The 23,116-nt window shown below is 63.9% G+C and carries 21 protein-coding genes; 6 read left to right on the top strand and 15 right to left on the bottom strand.

Translation table 11 applies throughout. The annotated features are described in order from the left end of the window. Positions 1–16: 16 nt before the first annotated feature. Positions 17–865 (top strand): IclR family transcriptional regulator, encoded by an 849-nt coding sequence (locus JQ631_RS05995; protein WP_212324775.1) that lies wholly within the window; start codon positions 17–19, stop codon positions 863–865. 27 nt (positions 866–892) lie between these two features. Here JQ631_RS05995 and JQ631_RS05990 read toward each other — a convergent pair whose 3' ends face one another. After that, entirely contained in the window at positions 893–1,096 is a 204-nt protein-coding gene (locus JQ631_RS05990; RefSeq protein WP_212324774.1) for a hypothetical protein, read from the bottom strand. A 121-nt stretch (positions 1,097–1,217) separates the two neighbouring features. Further along, on the bottom strand, positions 1,218–2,123 hold the full coding sequence (gene rnz / locus JQ631_RS05985) for a ribonuclease Z (RefSeq protein ID WP_212324773.1): 906 nt from the start codon (positions 2,121–2,123) through the stop codon (positions 1,218–1,220). Between the two features lie 229 nt (positions 2,124–2,352). Here rnz and JQ631_RS05980 point away from each other — a divergent pair, with 229 nt between their 5' ends. Then, positions 2,353–3,837 (top strand): amidase, encoded by a 1,485-nt coding sequence (locus JQ631_RS05980; RefSeq protein WP_212328512.1) that lies wholly within the window; start codon positions 2,353–2,355, stop codon positions 3,835–3,837. A 21-nt stretch (positions 3,838–3,858) separates the two neighbouring features. On the opposite strand, the gene JQ631_RS05975 is transcribed toward JQ631_RS05980, so the two are convergent. Further along, positions 3,859–4,464 carry a TetR/AcrR family transcriptional regulator gene (locus JQ631_RS05975; RefSeq protein WP_212324772.1) on the bottom strand — a complete coding sequence of 202 codons (606 nt, stop codon included), beginning with the start codon at positions 4,462–4,464 and terminating at the stop codon, positions 3,859–3,861. Between the two features lie 200 nt (positions 4,465–4,664). On the opposite strand from JQ631_RS05975, the gene JQ631_RS05970 reads away from it, so the two are divergent. Both JQ631_RS05970 and JQ631_RS05965 read left to right on the top strand, forming a co-directional pair. Continuing rightward, a complete protein-coding gene (locus JQ631_RS05970) occupies positions 4,665–5,906 on the top strand; it encodes an efflux RND transporter periplasmic adaptor subunit (RefSeq protein WP_212324771.1) in 1,242 nt (413 codons plus the stop codon). Positions 5,907–6,038: 132 nt separating this feature from the next. Then, a complete protein-coding gene (locus JQ631_RS05965; RefSeq protein WP_212324770.1) occupies positions 6,039–9,239 on the top strand; it encodes an efflux RND transporter permease subunit in 3,201 nt (1,066 codons plus the stop codon). Positions 9,240–9,335: 96 nt separating this feature from the next. Here JQ631_RS05965 and JQ631_RS05960 read toward each other — a convergent pair whose 3' ends face one another. The 9 genes from JQ631_RS05960 to JQ631_RS05920 all read right to left on the bottom strand — a co-directional run bounded on the left by JQ631_RS05960 (position 9,336) and on the right by JQ631_RS05920 (position 16,743). Next, on the bottom strand, positions 9,336–10,454 hold the full coding sequence (locus tag JQ631_RS05960; protein WP_212324769.1) for a helix-turn-helix transcriptional regulator: 1,119 nt from the start codon (positions 10,452–10,454) through the stop codon (positions 9,336–9,338). Between the two features lie 103 nt (positions 10,455–10,557). Beyond that, positions 10,558–10,803 (bottom strand): DUF6894 family protein, encoded by a 246-nt coding sequence (locus JQ631_RS05955; RefSeq protein WP_212324767.1) that lies wholly within the window; start codon positions 10,801–10,803, stop codon positions 10,558–10,560. 119 nt (positions 10,804–10,922) lie between these two features. Continuing rightward, a complete protein-coding gene (locus JQ631_RS05950) occupies positions 10,923–11,423 on the bottom strand; it encodes a hypothetical protein (RefSeq protein ID WP_212324765.1) in 501 nt (166 codons plus the stop codon). Between the two features lie 104 nt (positions 11,424–11,527). Beyond that, entirely contained in the window at positions 11,528–11,974 is a 447-nt protein-coding gene (locus JQ631_RS05945; RefSeq protein ID WP_212324763.1) for a MaoC family dehydratase, read from the bottom strand. A gap of 387 nt (positions 11,975–12,361) precedes the next feature. Continuing rightward, positions 12,362–12,784, bottom strand: coding sequence for a hypothetical protein (locus JQ631_RS05940; protein ID WP_212324761.1), 423 nt, complete (start codon positions 12,782–12,784; stop codon positions 12,362–12,364). Positions 12,785–12,796: 12 nt separating this feature from the next. Beyond that, positions 12,797–13,018: a hypothetical protein gene (locus JQ631_RS05935; RefSeq protein WP_212324759.1), complete on the bottom strand. Its 222-nt coding sequence runs from the start codon at positions 13,016–13,018 to the stop codon at positions 12,797–12,799. A gap of 111 nt (positions 13,019–13,129) precedes the next feature. Continuing rightward, complete coding sequence (locus tag JQ631_RS05930) at positions 13,130–13,942, bottom strand: lytic murein transglycosylase (RefSeq protein WP_212324757.1); 813 nt, start codon at positions 13,940–13,942, stop codon at positions 13,130–13,132. A gap of 129 nt (positions 13,943–14,071) precedes the next feature. Continuing rightward, positions 14,072–14,878 carry a shikimate dehydrogenase family protein gene (locus JQ631_RS05925; protein WP_212328511.1) on the bottom strand — a complete coding sequence of 269 codons (807 nt, stop codon included), beginning with the start codon at positions 14,876–14,878 and terminating at the stop codon, positions 14,072–14,074. A 5-nt stretch (positions 14,879–14,883) separates the two neighbouring features. After that, on the bottom strand, positions 14,884–16,743 hold the full coding sequence (locus tag JQ631_RS05920) for a flavin-containing monooxygenase (protein ID WP_212324755.1): 1,860 nt from the start codon (positions 16,741–16,743) through the stop codon (positions 14,884–14,886). Positions 16,744–16,932: 189 nt separating this feature from the next. Here JQ631_RS05920 and JQ631_RS05915 point away from each other — a divergent pair, with 189 nt between their 5' ends. Then, entirely contained in the window at positions 16,933–18,558 is a 1,626-nt protein-coding gene (locus tag JQ631_RS05915; RefSeq protein WP_212324753.1) for a long-chain fatty acid--CoA ligase, read from the top strand. Positions 18,559–18,611: 53 nt separating this feature from the next. Further along, positions 18,612–19,823 (top strand): acyl-CoA dehydrogenase family protein, encoded by a 1,212-nt coding sequence (locus JQ631_RS05910; RefSeq protein WP_212324751.1) that lies wholly within the window; start codon positions 18,612–18,614, stop codon positions 19,821–19,823. 175 nt (positions 19,824–19,998) lie between these two features. Here the strand turns inward: JQ631_RS05910 and JQ631_RS05905 are convergent, their stop codons facing one another. From JQ631_RS05905 to JQ631_RS05895, 3 genes are read right to left on the bottom strand one after another with little or no spacing between them, the layout of a single operon-like run. After that, positions 19,999–20,865, bottom strand: a complete 867-nt coding sequence (locus tag JQ631_RS05905) for an efflux RND transporter periplasmic adaptor subunit (protein ID WP_212324749.1) — start codon at positions 20,863–20,865, stop codon at positions 19,999–20,001. Next, a complete protein-coding gene (locus JQ631_RS05900; protein ID WP_212324747.1) occupies positions 20,862–21,068 on the bottom strand; it encodes a DUF1656 domain-containing protein in 207 nt (68 codons plus the stop codon). Before JQ631_RS05900 ends, JQ631_RS05905 begins: the two co-directional genes overlap by 4 nt. Continuing rightward, entirely contained in the window at positions 21,065–23,116 is a 2,052-nt protein-coding gene (locus JQ631_RS05895) for an FUSC family protein (protein WP_212324745.1), read from the bottom strand. The genes JQ631_RS05900 and JQ631_RS05895 overlap by 4 nt, the downstream gene beginning before the upstream one ends.

The following is a 23,116-nucleotide window of genomic DNA, read 5'->3' as shown; positions in this document are numbered from 1 at the left end:
GGCAGGACATACGGGCATGGCCAAGGGCGAAAAGAAGGCTGCAAAGCGCGGATTGGAAGCGCCCCCGAACAACGCCGGGGATAAGAACCCGAAGAATTATGTCGCGTCCGTCGGCAAGGCCTTCGCCGTGCTCAAGAGTTTCACCAGCGAGGCGTTCGAACTGACGCTGAGTGAAGTTGCCGCACGTGCCGATCTCGACCGCGGGACCGCGTTCCGGCTGATTCAGACCCTGATCGAACTCGGCTATCTCCAGGCGGTGCCGCAGAGTCGCCGGTTCCGCCTTGGCGTCGCCTGTCTCGACCTTGGTTACACCGTGCTGTCGCATGGATCGTTGCGCACCATCGTCGAGCCCTTGTTGCGCGACCTCGTGCCTGAGGTCGGCGATGCGGCCTCGCTCGGCATCCTCGATGGCGGTGACGTGATCTACCTCGCGCGCGTCGGCGCCGGCCTCGACCGGCACAAGATGGATCGCCGGCCGGGCACGCGCATCCCCGCCTACAGTGCCGCGCTCGGCCATGCCATGCTGGCGCAGCTTCAGCGCGACGAGCAGATCCAGCGGCTGGAGTTACGACCTCGCGTCAAACTATCGGAGCGAACGCTGACCGATCTCGATGCCCTGCTCGCGCGGCTCGATCAGGTGAAGAAGAAGGGCCATGCCGTCTCCGACGGCGAGAACGCCTATGGCCTGCGTACGCTGGCGACGCCGATTCTCGACGCGCAAGGTTTTGTGATCGCGGGGCTGAGCGTCACCGTGGACGCAACGCGCATGGATATGCCGACCTTTCGCGATCAGGCGCTGCCGAGGCTGATGCAGCTGACGAGCAAGGTGCAGGACATCACGATCAAGTCGGGCATGCTGAGCTGAGCGCCGAAGCGCAATCTTGACGTCGGCTTATTCCGGGACGAGCGTCGCAAGCCCGGCTTCGATGATGGTGATTTCCTCGCTCACCTGCGCGATCGACCTCTTCGGGTCGACACCCGTCACGGCCACCAATTGCCGCAGCAGATCCTGGCGATGCGCCAAAATATCTTCCAGCGAATCGCGATCGTTCAGCCTCACATAGCCCGCAACGATCAATTCAACAGAATGCGACATGATACTCTCAATACAAGATTGATTTCTGATCTCGCGAAAATACCGCGCTGATGCGCGGCTGCGGGAATGAAGTCGCGTCAACCTTGACAGGTAAGATTAATGGCCGTGCAACGCGCGCGGCCTAAACAGCGATGCGATCGAAGTCGGCGGCGATCCGCACGCTCGGAAAAATCTTTGCCGCCTCGGCCAGGATCTCATCGTCCTCATAGCGGCCGGACAGATGCGTGAGCACCAGCTGCCGGACGTTATTTGCGGCCGCGAACCGGGCCGCCTCTGCCGCGGTGAGATGGCCGTAGTCGCGCGCGGTCGGCGCGTCGCGATCCAGGAACGTCGCCTCGATCACCAGCAGGTCGGCATCCGCGACGTGATTGGAGAGTCCGTCGGTGGTCTCGGTATCGCCGATCACGACCAGCTTCTTGCCGCCGCTCGGTGGCCCCAGAACATCGTCCGGGTCGATCGTCCGGCCGCCTTCATCAGTGATAGGCCGCCCTGCAGCCAGTTCGCCGCGCGCGGGACCATTGGGCACGCCAAGCGCGGACAGGCGATCAGGCAAGAGGTGGCGGCGCGCGGGACTCTGGAAAGAGAATCCAAAGCTGTCGGTGTCGCGGTGGCGGACCGGAAAACAATCGATCGTAAAATCGCCGGCGTCGGCGACCAGCCCTGCAGCGAGCGGCGTGAATTGTACGGAGATCGGCGCCCTTCCCGCGCCCCATAGGCCTGCCAGCATGCGAACGACAAGATCCAGCGTGGCGGGGCCGCCATGAATGGTCATCGTTTCGGAGGTCTGCCGTAGCCCCAATGTTGAGAACAGGCCGGGGATGCCCAGCACATGATCGAGATGTCCGTGCGTCAACAGAATGCGATCGAGCCGCCGAAAGCCGGCGCCACTGCGCAGCAACTGGCGCTGCGTCCCCTCGCCGCAATCGATCAGCATGCGCTCGCCTGCGACCTCCAGGAGGAGCGCGGGATGGTTGCGCTCTGCAGATGGAACGCTGGCGGAGGTGCCGAGAAATGTCAGGGCGAACATTGCCTACTCGTGTGCGAGATCGCAGAGCCGCCCTTATAGCTGCTATTGGCGTGCACCTGCACCCGGATCGCGATTTTGTCGTTTGGGCCGACCACATCCAGCCCCGCCCCCACACGCAGGCAGATCTGGTTCCCGTTGCGCCGTCTCCTCATCGTGCTTTCAAAATTGCACGTTGGGTGCCCCAGCCGGCATGGCCCCGACGCGGCGATGACATATACTGGAGTTCATGATGCAACGAGACGCCGCTGACTTGTCCTACGGCTCGATCGGCGAGCTGCTGAGCGCCCTTTACGCGCGCAAGGTGTCGGCATCGGAATTGCTCGATCATACGATCGCGCGCATCGAGGCCCTGGATGGGCCAATCAACGCGGTCATCGTCCGCGATTTGGACCGCGCCAGAGAGGCCGCGCGCGCAGCCGACGCCGCGCTCGGCCGCGGCGAACGGTTGCCGTTGCTCGGCATCCCCGTCACCTTGAAGGAGCCATTCAACGTCGCCGGCCTGCCGACGACGTGGGGATTCCCGCAATTCAGGGACTTCCAGCCTGACGAAGATGCCCTCCTCGTCGCGCGACTAAAGGCGGCGGGTGCCATCATCATCGGCAAGACCAATATCCCGATCGGCTTGCGGGATTTCCAGAGCTACAACGAGATCTACGGGGCGACGAACAATCCGTGGGATCTCGGCCGCTCGCCCGGCGGCTCCTCGGGCGGATGCGGCGCGGCACTCGCCGCGGGTTTCGGTCCGCTCTCGATCGGCTCGGATATCGGCGGCTCGATCAGGGTGCCCTCGCATTTCTGCGGCGTGTTCGGACACAAGCCGAGCCTCGGCCTGGTGCCGCTGCGTGGATACGGCCTGCCGCCGGCACGCCCCGTTCCTGGCCAGGGCGATCTGGCTGTTGTCGGGCCGATGGCGCGCACCGCAGCGGACCTCGCTCTGTCGCTCGACGTGATTGCCGGCCCCGATGAGACCCGCGACGGGATCGGCTATCGCCTTGCATTGCCCGCCCCGCGTCATGACCAACTCGGGGGATTCAGGATCCTCGTGATCGATAGCCATCCGCTGATGCCGACGGGTGACGCGGTGCGTTCGGCCATCGGGCGATTGGCCGAGCGGCTCGGCAAATCCGGCGCGCGGGTCGCGCGCGCGAGCACGTCGCTGCCCGATCTTGCCGACTCCGCGCGGCTCTACATGAGGTTGTTGAACGGCGCGAGAAGCCCACGTCTGACTCCGGCCGCACTCGCGGAAGCGCAAGGCGTGGCCACAGCACTCTCGCCCGATGACCGCAGCCTGCAAGCCGAGCGCGCACGCGGCTGGGGCATGATCCATCGTGATTGGCTGGCAGCCGATGCGACCCGCCTGCAGCTGCAACAGAAGTGGCACGAGCTGTTCCAGGAGTTCGACGTGGTGATTTACCCGGCCGCGGCCGTGCCGGCCTTTCCACACGACCATTCCGAGCCGTTCGACGCGCGCCAGCTCGACATCGATGGAATGCGCTACAACTACTCCGATGCGTGCTTCATCTGGGCAGATCCGGCCTCGACCTGCGGACTGCCGGCGACCGCCGTTCCGATCGAGCGCACCTCGTCGGGACTGCCGATCGGCGTGCAGATCATCGGACCGTTTCTCGAAGACCGCACGACGATTGCGCTGGCTGGGTTGATCGAACGCGAGTTCGGGGGCTTCGTCCCGCCGCCGTCGCTATCGTCAAAATAATCGGTGAGAAGAGGAGGCCGATTACGTTCGGTCAGCCGACTGTGCCTCGACCGCCTGCACGGCCACGATCGCCACCTGCCGCAACGCTTCGCGGTCCGAACCCGAAGACGCCATCACGCCCATGCCGACCGAGACGGCCGAGACATAGCGCGCGAGCGCTGCGGGATCCGAGGTGCGCTTGAGATCGCCTTCGGCCTTGGCGCGCACGAAGCGATCGCGAAGCTGGTCTTCGTTCTGGGCTCGGCGAGCCGCGAGCTCGAAGGGGACACTTTCCGACCCAGTGCCGCAGGCGATGCCGCCTTGCACCAGGAGACAGCCGGGCGGATTGGCGGGATCAGTCTGCTTGTCGGCGATGCCCATCAGCATCCGCTCGGCGACGTCGCGGGCGGTTGGTGCCGCCACCACCTCGTCCATCCAGGCGCCGCGCAACTTGGTGTAGCGGTCGAGGGCGGCCTTCAGCAGGCCTTCCTTGTTGCCGAAGCAGGCATAGAGGCTCGGTGGGTTGATGCCCATGGCCTCGGTGAGCTGGGCAATCGTGGCGCCCTCATAGCCATGGCGCCAAAACACTTCCATCGCCTGATCCAACGCGACCTCAGCGTCGAATTCGCGGGGGCGTCCCATGCCCATCTGCCTATCTCCTCGGGAATCGGCGTCGTCCTCGACTTAACGCCTGATCCTATCTATTTGTTCTATCTTTCTTTTCTCTTCCGCCTTCCCAATCTTGCGGTAAGCGGCTACATTTTTCTTAGTGAACGGTACATAAGTATCTTGCGCTGCGATATCCAGCTCCACATCTGTAGTGAACACTACATATCTGGAGCGCGCAAATGCCCCCCTCCCAAAATACCTCTCGCCCCGGCCGTATCCGCCGCCTTCTCGGCGGTGTTGCCGTCGTGGGCGCCCTCGCCGCAGCCGGCTCGATCGCGACGGGTCACTATTTCCGTTCGGCCCAGGCGACGGCCACGGCGGCCGCGGCTGAACAGGCCGTATCCGTGACGGTCGCGATGATCGAACCGAAGCAGACCGTGCTGTGGGACGATTTCTCCGGCCGGCTCGAAGCCATCCAACGCGTCGAGCTTCGACCGCGCGTTGCCGGCGCGATCCTGTCGACCAACTTTACGGAAGGCGCGCTGGTGAAAGCGGGTGACATCCTGTTCAAGATCGATCCTGCGCCTTACGAGGCGGAGGTCGACAAGGCCAATGCGCAGCTCGAAGCCGCGAAGGCGCGTGTGGTGTTCACTCAGAGCGAACTCGAACGCGGAGCGCAGCTGGTCGGCAACGCCGTCGTCACCCGCCGCGACTACGACCAGCGTGACAACGCCAATCGTGAAGCCATCGCCAACGTGAAGGCGGCCGAAGCGACATTGCAGACTGCAAAGCTCAATCTCGACTACACCGAGGTTCGCGCGCCCGTGGACGGCCGCGTCGGCAAGATCGAGATCACCGTCGGCAACCTCGTTGCCGCCGGAACTGCCTCCCCGGTCCTGACTTCGCTGGTCTCGGTCAATCCGATCTACGCCTCGTTCGATGCCGATGAAGAGGTCGTGCTGCGCGCGCTGAACTCGATCGCAGATAGCACCGGCAAGCGCGGCAATCTCGACCAGATCCCGGTGGAGATGGCGACGTCCGGCGGGCTCTCCGCGAAGGGCCACATCCAGCTCATCGACAATCAGGTCAACGGCCAGAGCGGCACCATCCGTGTCCGCGCGGTATTCCCGAATGCGGACGGGCGTCTGATCCCCGGCCAATTCGCCCGCGTGCGCATGGGTCAGCCGAAGCAGCAGACGCTGGTGATGATCGACGAGCGCGCGATCGGTACCGACCAGGACAAGAAGTTCGTGATGGCTGTTGGTGACGACAGCCGTGCGGTCTACCGGCCGATCACGCTTGGTGGCTCCGTCGACGGCCTGCGCATCGTCACGGCCGGCCTGAAGACCGGCGACCGCATCGTCGTCAACGGCCTGCAGCGCGTGCGTCCCGGCGCACTCCTCAAGACCGAGGTCGCGGCGATGGGTGCGCGCGGACAGCAGGCCTCCAACCACAGCAACCAGGACGTGGTGCAACGCTAGTTACATCGTTCCGGGCCACGCGCCCGGAGCGACCAGGACATAACGACCAGGACATCGCATCCCAATTCCGGGAGCGCGGCATGGACCGCGTCCCGGATCACGGGAGAGCTGTCTCTCGTGCAGGGCAAAGCCATGAATCTCTCAAAATTCTTCATCGATCGTCCGATTTTCGCAGGCGTGCTGTCGGTGCTGATCTTCCTCGCCGGACTGATCTCGCTGTTTGCGATGCCGATCTCGGAATATCCTGATGTCGTGCCGCCTTCAGTGCTGGTGCGCGCGACCTATCCCGGCGCCAATCCCAAGGTGATCGCGGAGACGGTGGCTACTCCCATCGAAGAGCAGATCAACGGCGTCGAGGGCATGCTCTACATGTCGAGCCAGGCGACCACCGACGGCGCCATGACGCTGACGGTGACGTTCCGGCTCGGCACCGACCCCGACAAGGCGACACAACTGGTGCAGAACCGCGTGCAGCAGGCGGAGCCGCGCCTGCCGGCCGTTGTGCGCCAACTCGGCATCATCACCAAGAAGTCGTCCCCCGACCTCACCATGGTCGTGCATCTGTTGTCGCCGAACAATCGCTACGACATGACGTATTTGCGCAACTACGCGGTGCTTAATGTCAAGGATCGCCTGGCGCGGATCGACGGTGTCGGCGACGTCCAGCTCTACGGGGCCGGTGACTATTCGATGCGCGTCTGGGTCGATCCGCAGAAGGCGGCCGAACATGGCCTGACGGCCAGCGACATCGTCAAGGCAATTCAGGCGCAGAACGTCGAGGCCGCCGCCGGTGTGGTCGGCTCATCGCCCAACGTCAAGGGCATCGACCTGCAACTGTCGGTCAACGCCGAGGGACGTCTCGCCAACGAGGAGCAGTTCGGCGACATCGTGGTCAAGACCGGGTCGAAGGGTGAAGTGGTGCGGCTGCGCGACGTCGCACGCATCGAGCTTGGTGCGTCCGAATATGGCCTGCGCTCGTTGCTCGACAACAAGCAGGCGGTGGCGATCCCGATCTTCCAGGCGCCCGGCTCCAACGCGCTCGAGATCTCCGACCACGTCCGCGCCACCATGGCTGAGATCAAGAAGAACATGCCGGAGGGCGTGTCCTACCAGATCGTCTACGATCCGACACAGTTCGTGCGTTCGTCGATCGAAGCGGTCATCCACACCCTGCTGGAGGCGATCGCACTGGTGGTGCTGGTGGTGATCCTGTTTCTGCAGACCTGGCGCGCCTCGATCATTCCGTTGCTGGCGGTGCCGGTGTCGATCGTCGGCACCTTTGCGGTGATGCACGTGTTCGGCTTTTCCATCAACGCGCTCAGTCTGTTCGGCCTGGTGCTCGCGATCGGCATCGTCGTCGACGACGCCATCGTCGTGGTCGAGAACGTCGAGCGCAATATCGAGGGCGGCCTATCGCCGCGCGATGCGACCTATCAGGCGATGCGCGAGGTCTCGGGACCGATCATCGCCATTGCGATGGTGCTGATCGCGGTGTTCGTGCCGCTCGCCTTCATCTCCGGCCTCACCGGGCAATTCTACAAGCAGTTCGCGCTGACGATCGCGATCTCGACGGTGATCTCGGCTGTCAATTCGCTGACGCTGTCGCCGGCTCTCTCCGCCTTGCTGCTCAAGGGGCATGACGAACCGAAGGACCGACTGACCATCATCCTCGAAAAGGCGCTTGGCTGGTTCTTCCGCGGCTTCAACAAGGCGTTCACGCGGTCGTCCGAGAACTACAGTGGCACCGTCACCAAGGTGATCTCGGCCAAGGCCGCGGTGATGGGTCTCTATGTGGTGCTGGTCGGCATCACGGCTTTCCTTTTCCAGCAGGTGCCGAGCGGCTTCGTGCCAGGCCAGGACAAGCAATATCTGGTCGGATTCGCCCGCCTGCCCGATGGTGCCACGCTCGACCGCACCGAAGAAGTGATCCGCAAGATGAGCGACATCGCGCTGACCCAGCCCGGTGTCGAGAGCTCGGTCGCCTTCCCCGGTCTGTCGATCTCGGGCTTCACCAACTCGTCGAACGCCGGCATCGTGTTCTCGACGCTGAAACCGTTCGACGAGCGCAAAGGTCCGGCGCTGAGCGGGAATGCCATCGCCGCCGACCTCAACAAGAAGTATGCCGGCATCCAGGAAGCCTTCATCGCGATGTTCCCGCCGCCGCCGGTCAATGGCCTCGGCACCATCGGCGGCTTCAAGCTGCAGATCGAGGACCGTGCTGGTCTGGGCTACGAGGCCCTGAACGATGCGACCAAGGCGTTCATGACAGCGATGCAGAAGGCGCCGGAGATCGCCGGGGTGTTCTCGAGCTTCCAGGTCAACGTGCCCCAGTTGTTCGCCGACATCGACCGCACCAAGGCGCTTCAGCTGGGCGTGCCCGTGACCGAGGTGTTCAACACGCTCCAGATCTATCTCGGCTCCTACTACGTCAACGACTTCAACAAGTTTGGCCGCACCTATTCCGTCTACGTTCAGGCCGATGCGCCGTTCCGTGCCCGTGCAGACGACATCAGGCAGCTGAAGGTGCGCTCATCCTCAGGCGACATGGTGCCGCTGTCGGCGCTGATGACGATCCGCCAGAGCGCCGGTCCGGAGCGTGCGATCCGCTACAACGGCTTCCTGTCGTCCGACATCAATGCGGCGGCGGCACCCGGCTATTCCTCCGGCCAGGCGCAGGAGGCGGCAACGCGGATCGCGGCGGAGACGCTGCCGCCCGGATTTGCCTTCGAATGGACCGACCTGACCTATCAGGAGTTCATTGCCGGCAATTCCGGCCTCTGGGTGTTCCCGCTGGCGATCCTCCTGGTGTTCCTGGTGCTGGCCGCGCTCTACGAGAGCCTCACCCTGCCGCTCTCGATCATCATGATCGTGCCGATGGGCTTGCTTGCGGCGATGTTCGGCGTCTGGCTCTCCAAGGGCGACAACAACGTCTTCACCCAGATCGGCTTGATTGTTCTCGTCGGCCTCTCCGCCAAGAACGCGATCCTGATCGTGGAATTCGCGCGCGAACTCGAATTCGCCGGCCGCACGCCGATCCGGGCCGCGATCGAGGCGAGCCGGTTGCGGCTGCGACCGATCCTGATGACGTCGATGGCGTTCATTATGGGCGTGCTGCCGCTGGTGCTCTCGACCGGTGCCGGTTCGGAGATGCGGCGCGCGATGGGCGTGGCCGTGTTCTCCGGCATGATCGGCGTCACGGTGTTCGGCCTGTTTCTGACGCCGGTCTTCTATGTGTTGCTGCGGACCGTCACCGGCATGAAACCGCTGGTGCATCATACCAGCGACATAAGTGCGGCACCGGTCCAAGGGGCTCACGAAGGCCAGGGGCATTGACGGCACCGGACCAGGGAAAGCCCTGAGATCAACAACAGAACGAGCACGGTCTTCCGAAAGTCCGTCTCGTTCGCCCCGTGAATCGCGGCAGATACGTCAGTGGACGAGCGGGTCGGAAAATCCAGCCGCGAGCTTGACCAGATCGGCCTGGCGCGAAACGCCCGTCTTGGCGAAGACGCGATGCAGATGCGTCTTCACCGTCGTCTCGGCGATCCCGAGCGCATTCGCCGTTTCCGGCACGCCACCGACCTCCACGATCGACAGCAACACACGCAGTTCTGCAGGCGTCAGGTCGAAGGTCCGCGCGATCAGTTCGCCATAGGACTGCCCGCCCAGCGTGACCTTGCGCAACAGCAGCGCGCCGACGGCATCCTGTGGCCGCTCACCGCCGTTCCGCAGCACCGAGCAAAGTGGCAGGATGTGCGCGACATAACGCTCGCCCTTGGGCGAAAGCAGCGAGATCGCATGCCCGGTTGCAGCAAGCGGAGTGGCCTCGCCGCGGGCCGCAAAGGCTTCGCGCAGCGTCTGGCTGGCCTCGGTCCCGCTGGTAACCAGTTGGCCGGCAACGATGCGGACCACGTCATCGGCCGCCAGCAGCGCATGACCGCTGGCATTGGCGTGCACAAGGCGGCACGAAGAATCGAGCAGGAAGATCCCCGACGACAGATTGTCCAGCACGTCCGCCAGGGCCGTCGCCAGCGTCAGCTTCGCGCTGATGGCACGGTTGACGAGCAGTGCGCGAGTGGCGTGCGGCACGATCAGCGACATCCGGTGCTTCATGGCCGCATCAACCATGCGCCGGCCCGACAACACCGTCATCATCACCGGGCAGCTCGCATTCGACTTCTCGAGCACGACATTGGCGGCGTCGCTGCTGCCCTGCGGCCGCATCCATTCCTGATAGAACCGCCCGCGGCGATATTCGTCGAAATTGACGAGTTCGGGGATGCTGACGATCTGGCCGTGCGGCGGCAGGACCGTCAGGGGATCGAACCGGGAATGGGTCTCGGAATAAAGCTGGATATAGTGCGGATCGGCCCCGCAATAATAATGCGTGATCCCGAACTTGCTGATCGCATCCTTGGAAAACAACCCGCAGGCCTGACCGCCGACGAAATCGCGGATACCTACGACGACATCGTTCCACAACGACGGATCGAGCCCGGCATCATAAATCCGTTCGATGAGGTCGGGCAGCTTCCGCGATCGATGCATGGCGTTGAATGGCTTTGGATGAACAATATAGGGAACAGTATCACAACCTGAGCTCGCCCTCATCCTCCGATCGGAGGACGGTGGCGCCGTCCCGGAACGGCGGTCAGTTGTCCCAGCCCGCCCTGTCGGCACTCTCGGCCCAAACCACGGCGCGATAAATCTCGTGTCCGCCGTCGTCCCTGACGCGGATCCAGGCTTCACGGTCGCGCAGGTCATCACGCCAGATGAACAGATGCCTCGCCATTTCGTCGGCAACCGCAAACGTTGCCTTGGCATGCGCGAAGACCATGCCGGCCGGATCGATTTTGACGACATTGCCAACCAGGAGATCGAAGAAGAAACGGCGCATTCAGCACTCCCGCCATGACTTCACGATCCCGGTTCATGCAAAAAAATTCCCTTCTCCAGATCAAAATCGACGGGCCAGCTGGAATTCACCACGACGCGATTGCGCCGGCGACCTGCAGTTTATTTCCGGTTCTCCTCGCAGAATTTCAGCGCGGCAAGCGCTTCGCCGGCGCGCGGGATCTGCATCTCGATGCTGTCCTCGTCGTCATCCTCAAAATCGAGCGTGAGGCGCTTGGCCTTCGACAGGCGATCCATGATGGACTGGTTGTACTCGAAGATGCCGCGCACCGTGGTCTTGTCCATGACCTCCCACTTCGCCTTCGACATGATGTCGGCATCATCCGTGCCGACATCGGCCTTCAGGATCTCGCCGACCTTGTCCCACTCCCAGCCGTCGTAGATCATCACGATCACGATGGCCTTGTCCGAATAGGTGATGACGATGACGTAGTCGCGGTTCTCGTCGTCCTTGTCCTTGTAGCCGCGGCTCGCATTGCAATGGGTGTCCTGGGTGCGCTTTTCGATGGTCCAGTCACCGACCTTGGACTGTTGCGCGACCGCAGGTCCGGCCCCCAGGGCGCCGCCTGCGAGCAGTGCAGCGGCCAGAAGAATTCGTTTCATGTCAGCCTCCAGCGTTTTCCCCACGCCAAACTGACCATCTCTCTTCGCAAGCCGCAAGCGATTCAGCCGGTCGAACCAGCCGACGGTGAACGGCGCGAACCGCCCTAGACCCGACGCGGCACGATCGCGATCGGGGTGAAGGTGTAAACCTCCTCGCCGTTCTGGTTGAACATCGTCCATTTCACCAGTGCGATGCCCTGCGGCTTCGACTTCGACGGCGTCAGGCTCATGACCTCGCCGACCAGATGCAGGCGATCATTCGGCCGTACCGGGATGGTCCAGCGCAGCCCGTCGACGCCGGCGCCGATGAGCGGGTGTGGACCGAACGGACGGGCCTGGATCGCGAGGTTCATGGCAATCGCCGCGGTGTGCCACCCTGATGCAGCCAGGCCGTTGAACAGGGTCTCCTTGGCAGCCTCGTGGTCGAGATGCATCGGCTGCGGGTCGAACTCGGCGGCAAATCGCTTGATGTCAGCCTCGGTGACCTCGACTTCGGGCGATTCGAAACGCATGCCGACGGTGAGATCGTCGAACCAGGCGACCTGTGCCATGATTTTGCCTCGAAATGTGATGCGCCGCCCGCGCTTTGCGCGCGGCCAAAACGGTGAATTGGATCGCTCGGATGTAGCGGTTTGGCCGCTCGCAGGCCAGTCCAGGGTTCCCCGTGAAACCTCTTTCCGAAAGCGACGAAACACGCCTGAAACAGATGGCCTGATATCTAGTCGTCAAAACCATGCAGGGACGTGCGTCATGCAATTCATTCTCGACCTGATCAGCGAATATGCGTGCTGCCAGCATCTCATCGCCCAGCCGCTTGGGGAGGACGAGCTATGATCGAGTTGATCTCAGCCCTCCTCGTCCTTTGCAGCATCGGCGTCTTTGCAGCGCACGCGCTGGACGCCTATCGAACCACGCATTACTGACGAGCGCCGGCGCCGCTAGAACGGCCGCCGGTAGAAATGCTCGGAATGCGTTGCCGGTGGAAACCGGTTGGCAAGCGCCAGCGCGCCCTTCTCATCCGTCTCCAGCGCGATCTTTTGCGCCAGCATCACGTCGCCCGGCACGAGGAAGCCCGACGGGACGAAGCACCACCCCATCTTTGCATTGCCGGCGTCGTCGACCTCGTGGACATTGGCCGCGGTGCCATAATGAATGCGATAGCGTTTGCCGCTATCGCAACCGATGACGTCAAAATGCCGGTGCTGCTCGAATTGCACCCGCTGCTCTTCGGACAGCCATTCGGACAACAGCCGCCGGCCGCGCGCCTCGGGCGTATTCTCGCCGAAGAAGCGCCGGTAGAGCTCGCGGAGCGCGTGCAGCCGTGCTCGCGCGGGCGCGCGAAGCCTGAAGACCGCGATCATGGGCCGTTCAGATCAACCGCCGACCAGGCGGGGATAGAACAGCGTTTCCGGCGCGGTCGGGTCGAACGATTTGATACGCGTGACCTCGCCGGGCCCGGTCCGGTACGCCGCGGTAAAGCCCGCGCCGGTCAACTCCCGGAAGCGCTGTTCGGCCCGCGCCAACGCTTCGGCATTTTCGGGATCAAACTCGTGGCGTGTATCGCCGGTCTGGTCCATCACGATCTGGGTAGCCATGTTGAGTTCTCCTCATGCCCAGCCCTGAACTTGATCTAAGCAAACCTCGTGCCCTCGGTTCCTTAAAGCAACAACTTTCTCTGACGAGCAGGTCACGCCTTGCGGAGCGCCTCAGCGCACCGCCGCAGCCCCACCCCCGTCGATCTGCCGGCCCATCAGCGCGATAGCCTTCTGGTACACGCCGGCCGCATTCCAGGCCTGGATGGCGGCGAAGTTCGGCTCACCCGGCTGGTAACCGGCTCCTGCACGCCAGCCATTGGCCTTGAGGAAGTTCGCGGTCGAGCTGAGCGCGTTGGCGGCGACGTCGAGATTGCCGGTGCCATAGGCCAGGATGTTCTTGGGCATGAACTGGGTCTGGCCGACTTCGCCATGCATGGAGCCCCGGGTCGACCCCGACAGCGCGCCGCGGTCGACCAGCTTCAGCGCCGCATAGAGCTGCTCGGTGAAGAATTCGGGGCGACGGCAGTCATAGGCCAGCGTCGCGATCGACGAGAGCATGTTCTGGTTGCCGCGCTGGCTGCCGAAACCGGTCTCCATGCCCCAGATCGCGATCAACGGCCCCGGCGGCACGCCGTAGCGCTGCTCGATCGAGGCGAACATCGCCGCCTGCGACTGCTTCAGCGACCGTCCGCGCGCCACGATGGTGGTGGCGCCGCGCTTGGCCAGGAATTGGTCGAGCGACAGCGAAAAGCTGTGCTGGCTGCGGTCAGCATTGATGGTGGCGCTGGCGTAGTTGGTCTGCATCAAGGCCGAGATCGCGGTCTGGCCGATGCCCTTGCCTTGCGCTTCGGCGCCGAACTCGCGCTTCCAGGCCTCGAATCCGCCCGGCCCGTTGCCGCATTGCGCGGCATGAGTGGCGGACATCAGGGAAAGCAGCAGCGCGGCCGCGCCGATCGCCGTCGCTACGGTCTTGCCCTCGGTCATTCCTGCGTTCCCTTCTCTCGACTTTGCGCGACCGGTTCGCGCGCGGGCATGATCCTACGTCAGCCGTATCAGCTCAAGCCCCGACCAGTGCAATCAATGCAAGCAATGCGCTTGACATGAATCAAGGGCTTAGCGCCCGCCATCGACCCCGAGCAGGAAATCCACCATGATGCCCTGGTGCTGCTGGTACATGTCGGTGCCGGTCGCGGTGACGCAGCCGAGCTTGCGGGCTTCTGCGATCCACGGCGGGATTTCGGGCTTGGTGATGACACAGCCGCAATAGGCCGACGGCGCCAGCCGCGTGACATCGACCGGCAGCGGGTCGCCATCCTTCATGCCAGCGGGCGTGGCATTGGCGATGAAATCGAAACCTGCGGGATCGACAGTGCCCGCCAGCACGGCCGCCTTGCCGAGCCCGTTGAGCCGGCCGATCAGCGTGTCGCGACGCTCCGGCACGCAGTCGTGAATGGCGAGTTCTCTCACGCCGGCCTCGACCAGGGCCAGCGCGATAGCCGAGCCGGCCCCACCCGCCCCGACGAGAAGCGCCCGCATCCCCCTGGGATCAATCCCCTTCGCCCGCGCGGCGCCGACGAAACCGAGGCCATCGACCATGTCACCGTGCCACGAACCATCGGGGCGCCGGCGGACCAGGTTGACGGTGCGGAGGAAGTGCGCACGTTCCGTCGCGCTGGCGCAGGCCTGGTAGCAGGCGAACTTGTGCGGGATCGTCACGACGATGCCGTCGAGGTTCTTCAACCGGCTTGCGACCGAGAGAAAATCTGGCAGATCGGCGGGCGCGACCTGAACCGGAACGAGAATGCCGTCATGGCCGCGCGCTGCGAACTCAGCGGATACTCCCGAAGGCGAGCGCACCTGAGCGATGGGATCGCCGACGATGACGTAGAGCCTCGTCGCGCCCGTGGGAGCCGGGATCATACCGCTCATGCCGGAGCCGAAGCGTCGTCGCTCTTCACGTCCGGCCCATAGGTCAATTCCAATCCGTCCAGACCGCCCTCCTTGCGCCATTTGGCGAGCAGCCGGAGGAACGCCATCGGCCCGCGCCAATACTGGCTGTTGCGCGCCGCGATCGGATCGAAGACGCCTTCGTTGTTGTAGTAGCCGGGCGTGCATTCGGCCAGATAAGTCTGGCGCCCGACCGCGGCCTTGACGACCTCGTCGACCCAGGCGTTCTCGGCGGCGAGCGTCGGCTCCAACGTCCTTGCACCCCGCTTGCGTGCCTCGGCGATCACATAGGCGATGTGCTGCGACTGCTCGTCGATGATGTGCGGGAAATTGGCGCTCTGGCCGGCCTGCACCGTCACGATCAGGAAGCAGTTCGGAAAGCCGCGGCTGTAGAAGCCGTGCATGGTCTTGACGCCATCGCGCCAGCGCTCGGACAGGCTCATACCGTCCCGGCCGTAAACCTCAAAGCCCATGCGGCGCGCATAGTCGGTGCCGACCTCAAACCCGCTGGCATAGATCAGGCAGTCGAGCTCGTAGGTCTTGCCGTCGACGACGACCGCGTTCTCGGTGACACGCTCGACGCCCCTGCCCCTGGTGTCGACGAGATGCACGTTGGGCCGATTGAACGTGTCGAGATATTCGTCGTGAAAGCACGGCCGCTTGCAGAACGCCTTGTACCACGGCTTGAGCGCCGCGGCGGCTGCCGCGTCCTTCACCACGGCGTCGACGCGCGCACGGATCTCCTCCATCTTGCGATAGTCGGCCTGCTCGATCACCTTCAGCGCCTCTTCCATCGAGGTCACCGGCTGCGGCTGGCGGCGCGGCGCGAGCAGGATCTCGCCGAGCAGCCCGGTCCAGCCGTCCTGCACCAGATCCTGCTCGAACGGCTCGCCCGAAATCACCGCCGTGAAATTGTCCATGCGCTCGCGCTGCCAGCCGGCCTTCAGACTCTCCGCCCAGGCGTTGTCGGTTGGCCGATCATCGCGCACGCCGATTGCCGACGGCGTCCGCTGGAACACGTAAAGCTCCCTCGCCGAGCGGCCGAGATGCGGCACGCATTGCACGGCAGTGGCGCCGGTACCGATAATGCCGACACGCTTGCCGGCGAGCCCGTCGAGACCGCCTTCGGCGGTGCCGCCGGTGTAGGCGTAATCCCAGCGGCTGGTATGGAAGCTATGGCCTTTGAAGCTTTCAATGCCGGGAATGCCCGGCAGTTTCGGTCGGCTGAGCGGACCGCCCGCGAGAATGACGAAACGCGCACGGATGCGATCGCCACGATCGGTCTCGACCAGCCAGCGCGCTTCCTGCTCCCCCCATTCCATGCGCGAGATGACGGTCTGAAACAGCGCGCGCTCGTACAGACCGAAGTGTCGGCCGATGCGGCGCGAATGCTCGTAGATTTCCGGCGCGCGCGCATATTTGCGCACCGGCATGTAGCCGGTCTCTTCCAGCAGCGGCAGGTAGATATAGCTCTCGGTATCGCAGGCAGCTCCTGGATAGCGATTCCAGTACCAGGTCCCGCCGAAATCGGCCGCCTTTTCCACGATGCGGAAATCGGTGATGCCGGCTGCGCGCAGACGCGCGCCGCACAGCAAGCCGCCGAAACCGCCGCCGACGATGACGACCTCGGTCTCTTCGCTGACGGCTTCGCGCGCAAATCCGGCATCGGCCCAGGGATCGTCGAGATAGTGAGCAAAGCCGCCCGCCGTCTCGACATACTGCGCCTTGCCCTCGGAACGCAGACGCAGATCGCGCTCGTCACGATAGCGCGCACGCAAGGCCTCAATGTCGATGCTAGGCGCGCCGGCTGCACCGGTCTTGTGTCTTTCCGCTGACATCGATCTCCTCCACGGCGGCCCAATGCTTCGGCCAGCAGCGCGCGCCAGTTAGCCCTGAAAAAGTGACGTATGCAATCATACCCGCTGCTTTTTGCGTGGACGTCGCCCGGCGTTCCGCTACCTTGAAATCAAGCGCCAATGCGTCATGCAACGACATGACTTTACGCGCAGGGATTTTCGGAGGGGACGATGCAGGGATTGATGATGGACATGCCGCTGCTGATCAGCGGCCTGATTCAGTACGCCGCCGACTATCACGGCGAGGCGGAGATCGTCGCGCGCGAGATCGAGGGCGACATCCATCGTTACACCTATGCCGAGGCCCATCCGCGCATCAAGCGCATGGCGCTGGCGCTCAAGCGGCTCGGCATGAAGCAAGGCGATCGCGTTGGCACGCTGGCCTGGAATACCCATCGTCATTTCGAGATGTTCTACGCAGCCCCGGGCATGGGCTATGTGCTGCACACCGTCAATCCCAGGCTGTTTCCGGAGCAGCTCGTCTACATCATCAATCACGCGGAAGACCGCATTCTCTTCGTCGACCGCGCCACGCTGCCGATCGTCGAGGCGATCGCGCCGCAACTGAAGACGGTCGAAACCTATGTGATCATGTCATCGCGCGAGCGCATGCCGGAGACGAAGCTTGCGAACGTGTATTGCTACGAGGAGTTGCTGGACAAGGAGAGCGACGCCGGCTTCGCCTGGCCGGAGTTCGACGAAAGATCCGCCTCCACCATTTGCTACACCTCGGGCACGACCGGGAATCCCAAGGGCGTGATCTATTCGCACCGCGCCGCGATCCTCCAGACCATGACCTGTTGCAACTTCGATTTCATTCCTGGGCATCACGAAGGCGTACGCGAGGTGATGATGCCCATGGCGCCGCTGTTCCACGGTAACGGCTGGAACATGCCGTTCACCGCGCCCTATACCGGCTCGAAGCTGGTGCTGCCCGGCCGCAATTACGAGCCGGACAAGCTTTACGAGCTGCTGGAGGGCGAGAAAGTGACGCTCTCGGCCGGCGTGCCGAGCTTCTGGCTGATCCTGCTCGACTGGCTGGGCCGCACCGGGAAGCAATTCTCGACGCTGCGCGCAACGCTGTCGTCGGGCTCGGCGCCGCCGCGTGCGATGGTCGAGAAGCTCAAGCGCGACTACGACGTCGACTACATCCAGGCGTGGGGCATGACGGAGGCGCTGGGCTGCTCGATGCCGGGCTTGCGCCCGGGCTCGGAGCATCTCAGCGAGACCGAGATCTTCGATCGTCGCCAGGTTTCCGGCCGCGCCTGCTTCGGTACCACCTTGCGTATCGTCGATGACGGTGGCGTTGAGCTGCCACGCGACGGCAAGACCGTCGGTCATCTGCGCGCCCGTGGCCCCTGGGTCGCCTCCGGCTACATGAAGTTAGAGGAAGGCCTCGACAGCGACGGTTGGTTGATCACCGGCGACATGGCGGTGATCGACCAACAGGGCCATGTGACGCTGACCGACCGCTCCAAGGACGTCATCAAGTCGGGCGGCGAATGGATCTCCTCGATCCAGCTAGAAGACATCGCGCTGTCCCATCCCGACGTGCTGCAGGCCGCCGTCGTCGCCATTGCGCACGAGAAGTGGCAGGAACGGCCTCTCCTTCTCGTGGTCCGCAAGAAGGGCGCGACGGTGGACGGCAAGACCCTGCTCGACCACATGCGTCCCAAGATCGCGAGCTGGTGGATGCCTGATGCCGTCGAATTCCTCGACGAATTTCCGATGACCGGCACGGGCAAGGTGCTCAAATCGGCGCTGCGGGAGAAGTTCAGGGCGTATCGCGTCGGCTGAGCCTGTCACGACCGCCAAACCTTCGCACCGTCCATCGATCAAGGAGACGACAAATGCTCTACCCGATGTCGCCAAAAGTCGTCGAGCTCAAGCGCAAGCTGGAAAGTTTCATGGACCGGCACATCTATCCCAACGAAGAGCGGTTCTACCGAGAGGCGGAGGAGCTCGGGCCGTGGAAGGTCTATCCTGCCGTCGAGGAGCTGAAACCGCTGGCGCGCGCCGAGGGCCTCTGGAATCTGTTCCTGCCGGAATCCGGCCACGGCGCGGGCCTCACCAATCTCGAATACGCCCCGCTCTGCGAGGTCATGGGCCGCTCGCATCTGGCGCCGGAAGTGTTCAACTGCTCGGCGCCCGATACCGGCAACATGGAGGTGCTGGAACGCTACGGCTCGGAGAAGGACAAGGAGCGCTGGCTGAAGCCGCTGCTCGCTGGCGAAATCCGTTCCTGCTTCGCCATGACCGAGCCCGCGGTTGCGTCATCGGACGCGACCAACATCGAGAGCTCGATCGTACGCGACGGCGACCATTACGTCATCAACGGCCGTAAATGGTACACGACCAACGCGACCGACCCGCGTTGCAAGATCTGCATCTTCATGGGCAAGACTGATCCTGACAATGCGGATCGTCACAAGCAGCAATCCATGATCCTGGTGCCGATGGACACGCCAGGCATCGAAGTGAAGCGCTCCCTGCCCGTGTTCGGCTTCTACGGCGTGCCCGACCGCGCCTCGGAGGTGATCTTCACCAATGTGCGGGTCCCGAAGGAAAACATGCTGCTCGGCGAAGGCCGCGGCTTCGAGATCGCACAGGGTCGCCTCGGCCCCGGTCGTATCCATCATTGCATGCGCCTGATTGGACTATCAGAACGCACGTTGGAAAAGATGTGCCGGCGCGTCCGCAGCCGCGTCGCCTTCGGCAAGCCGGTGTCCGAACAGACGGTGACGCAGGAGCGCATCGCCGAAGCGCGCATCATGATCGAGCAGGCCCGGCTACTGACGCTGAATGCCGCCTACGCGATGGACACGGTCGGCAACAAGGTCGCAAAGGCCGAGATCGCCATGATCAAGGTCGCGGTTCCTAACATGGCCTGCCAGATCATCGATTGGGCGATCCAGGCCCATGGCGGCGGCGGCACCTCGAACGATTTCGGCCTGACGCAAGCCTACGCCACCGCGCGCTTGCTGCGTCTCGCCGATGGGCCGGATGAGGTGCACCGAAACCAGATCGCGCGGTTCGAGCTGAAGAAATATTCCAACGCGTAAGCTTTCTACCTTCTCGCCCTGTCGGAGACAGTGGCGCGCAGCGCCGGATGAGGGGTATCCCTCCGCAAGGTACACGTGGAGACATACCCCTCACCCAAGAGAGTATGTATCAACCAGCGCAGATGCCCTCTCCCGCAGGGGAGAGGACCAAATAATGATCAGCGCGATATCGCGCTCAGTTCAACACCTCGACCGTCGCAGAACGTCCCGCGACGAGCGGTATGTCGTCCGGTACTTTATCGAGCGCGATGCGCACGGGCACGCGCTGGGCGAGCCGGACCCAGCTGAAGGTCGGGTTCACGTTGGCGAGCAGGCTTGCGCCCTCGGCGCGGTCGCGGTCCTCGATGCCGGCCGCGATGCTCTCCACATGGCCTGACAGCGTCGCCTTCTCGCCCATCAGGCGGACCAAAGCCTTGTCACCGGTGCGGATGCGCGCGAGCTTGGTCTCTTCGAAATAGCCCTCCACATGCAGCGTGTCGCTGTCGACCAGCGCCATCACGCCTTTGCCGGCGGACACGTAAGCGCCGGGGCGCAGATCCATGTTGGTAATCACGCCGTTCACGGAGGCATGGACCTCGCTGCGGTCGAGATTGAGCTGGGCGACCGCGCGATCCGCGACGGCCTGATCGAACGCTGCCTTGGCCTGGAGCTGAGTGGCGAGCACCTGCTCCTGCTTCTGCTGTGACACGGCATCGGTGGTCAGTGCGTTGTAGCGCTTCAGATCGGCATTGGCTTGATCCAGCGTCGCCTGATGCCCGGCGACCGACGCATCGGCTTGCCGCAGCGCCAGCGCGAAGCGTTCGCGATCGATCTTGAACAGCACGTCGCCGCGATGGACCTTCTGGTTGTCCTTGACCTGCACATCGGTGACGAAGCCGGACACATCGGGCGCGACCTGCACCACGTCGGCGCGCACACGGCCGTCACGCGTCCAGGGCGACTCCATGTAGTAGACCCAGAGCTCGCGGCCGATGCCGAGCGCCGCTACGACGACAATGATGGTCACAGCGAGGCGGCCGAGCCAGACGAAATTCCCTTTCATGAGAGGTACTCCGAGAGATAAACGACACCGCCGAGCAGGCAGACGAAAACAGAGAAATCGAACAGCGCGCGGTGCCAGACCAGCCGGTAGAGGTCGAAGCGCTGCATGATCAGGCGCAGCAGCGCGCTCAGCACATAGGCGACGATGATCCAGAGCAGAAGGGCCGGCACGAGCACGCCGTAGATGTCGATCACAAATCTCATGCCGCCGCACTCGCATCTGTCCGCGGTCGATAGGCCGGTGCGTCCGGGAACAGGCCGCGACGGATGCCGACGAGGCCAATCAGGGCGTCTTCGCGCGCCATGTCATTGGGATCCTTCACCGCCTGGGCCAGCGCCTGATCAACACTGGTCAGCAGTTCGCGCGGCATCCCCCCGCCCGCATAGCTGCGGCAGGCGATGGCAAGCTGATCGAGCATGTCGTCGATGACCGCGATGGTCGAGGCCGCAAGCCCGTAACGCGCGCGGCGCAGATCGATGATGTTGATGCCGATGCGGAGCTGCACGAGGCTGTCGGCGTCGCGGCGATCGCTCTCCGAGAGGAAGGCGATCCGCTGCACCAGTAGCCCGAGACGGTGCAGCATCAGGCCTGCGAACTCCGCGCGGTCGCGCTTGCCGCGGCGCTCGGCCGCGACCGCGATCGTGATCCAGCTCGACAGCACCAGGCGATTGGCGATCCACTCCGCGCCCACGCCGCGTGCGATCCGCGTCACCAGCTCGGCGATGAGGACGCCGACGAAGAACGCCACGGCGGAATTGGCGTAAGAGGCAAAATCCGCGATGTAGGTCGATTGCAGCGCGAGCAGCGTCGCAGTGTTGGCCGCGAGCGCCATGCCGGTGCCCGCCGTGGCTGGTCGCGCGATCAGGAAACCGTAGAGCAGGAAGGTCGGCGCCAGCGCAACGACCAGAACCTCGATATGCGAGATCGCTGGCACCAGCGCGAACAGATAGGTCGCAACGACGACAATGGCGACCAGCGACCACAGGCCGAAGCTGCGGATGAAGCGTGCGGGCTCGTCCTGCGCGGCAAAGAACGAGCAAGCGACTGCAGCCATCATCGGCGCCGAGGCGCCATCCGGCCAGCCCGTGCCGATCCAGAATGCGCAGCAGATCAGGATGGCCATCGCCGCGCCCGCCGCCGACCAGAGGGCCATGCCGCGATCGCGGTGGCGCACGGGCGCAGCGCCGGCTTCGGAATGAAACGCCAGATCGAGAGCCGAGACGCTGCGATGATCGGCAATGGCCTCGGTCAATTCGCGGCAATCGCGCGAGAGGTCAACCAGCTCGCGCAGCCGCGATAGCAGGCTCGTGATGATGATCCGCTCCCAGGACGCGCTGGGGTCGAGCCCCGCCTGCCGCTCGATGATCATGGCGCGGATCCGCTCGGCTGGTTGCCGAGCGCTGACGTCGCTGACGATCCATTGCGCGAGATCCTCGAGCAATCGCTTGAGCTCCGGCTGCCAGCGCAGCGCCTCAGCCCCTAAAGCGGCCAACCGGTCCTCCAGCGAGGCGATCACCGGCAGCAGCATCAGCATGCGCAACCTGATCTCGCCGAGGCCGGTCACCGCATTGCGGTCGGTCAGCCGATCATAGGCAAGATGCGTGGAGAGCGTGTCGATCTCGACAATGTCTGACGCCAGCTTGAGGCGCTTGCGGCGGCGAGTTTCATTGGTCCCCTCGCGCAGTAACACGACCTGGCTGAGACGCCGCGCGTCCAACAGCCAGCTGTCGACACGGCCGGCGACGGCCGGCGCGACACTGCGAGGCAATACGATGGTCGAGACCAGACTGGCGCAGATAATGCCGAGCGAGATTTCTTCCAGCCTTGCCACCGCCGTGTCGAAAATCGCGCCCGGCTCGGATACCGAGGGGAAGCCGATCAAGGCGACCGTGTAACCGGCCAGCATGAAGACGTAGCTGCGCGGGGTGCCGTCGAGCAGCGACAAATAGAGGCAAAGCCCGACCCAGAGCGCGATGGCGAGACACAACAATTCGGGCGCATTGATCAGGTTCGGCACCAGCGCGACCGTCACGATGGCGCCGACCAGCGTGCCCATCACCCGGAAGAAGGCCTTCGAGCTGGTTGCACCGGCGAGCGGCTGCGAGGTGATGTAGACGGTCGCCATCGCCCAATATGGCCGCGGCAAATCCATGGCGAGCGCAATGACGAGCGCCAGCATCGACGCCGCAAACGTCTTCAAGGCAAAAATCAGGTCCGCGTGGCGGACCAGGAACGGTTCATCTGCGCGCAT

This window comes from Bradyrhizobium manausense, from assembly GCF_018131105.1.
Classification (GTDB): Bacteria; Pseudomonadota; Alphaproteobacteria; order Rhizobiales; family Xanthobacteraceae; genus Bradyrhizobium; species Bradyrhizobium manausense_B.
Note: the sequence above shows the minus strand (reverse complement) of the source record. Positions and strands in the feature narration are given on the sequence as shown.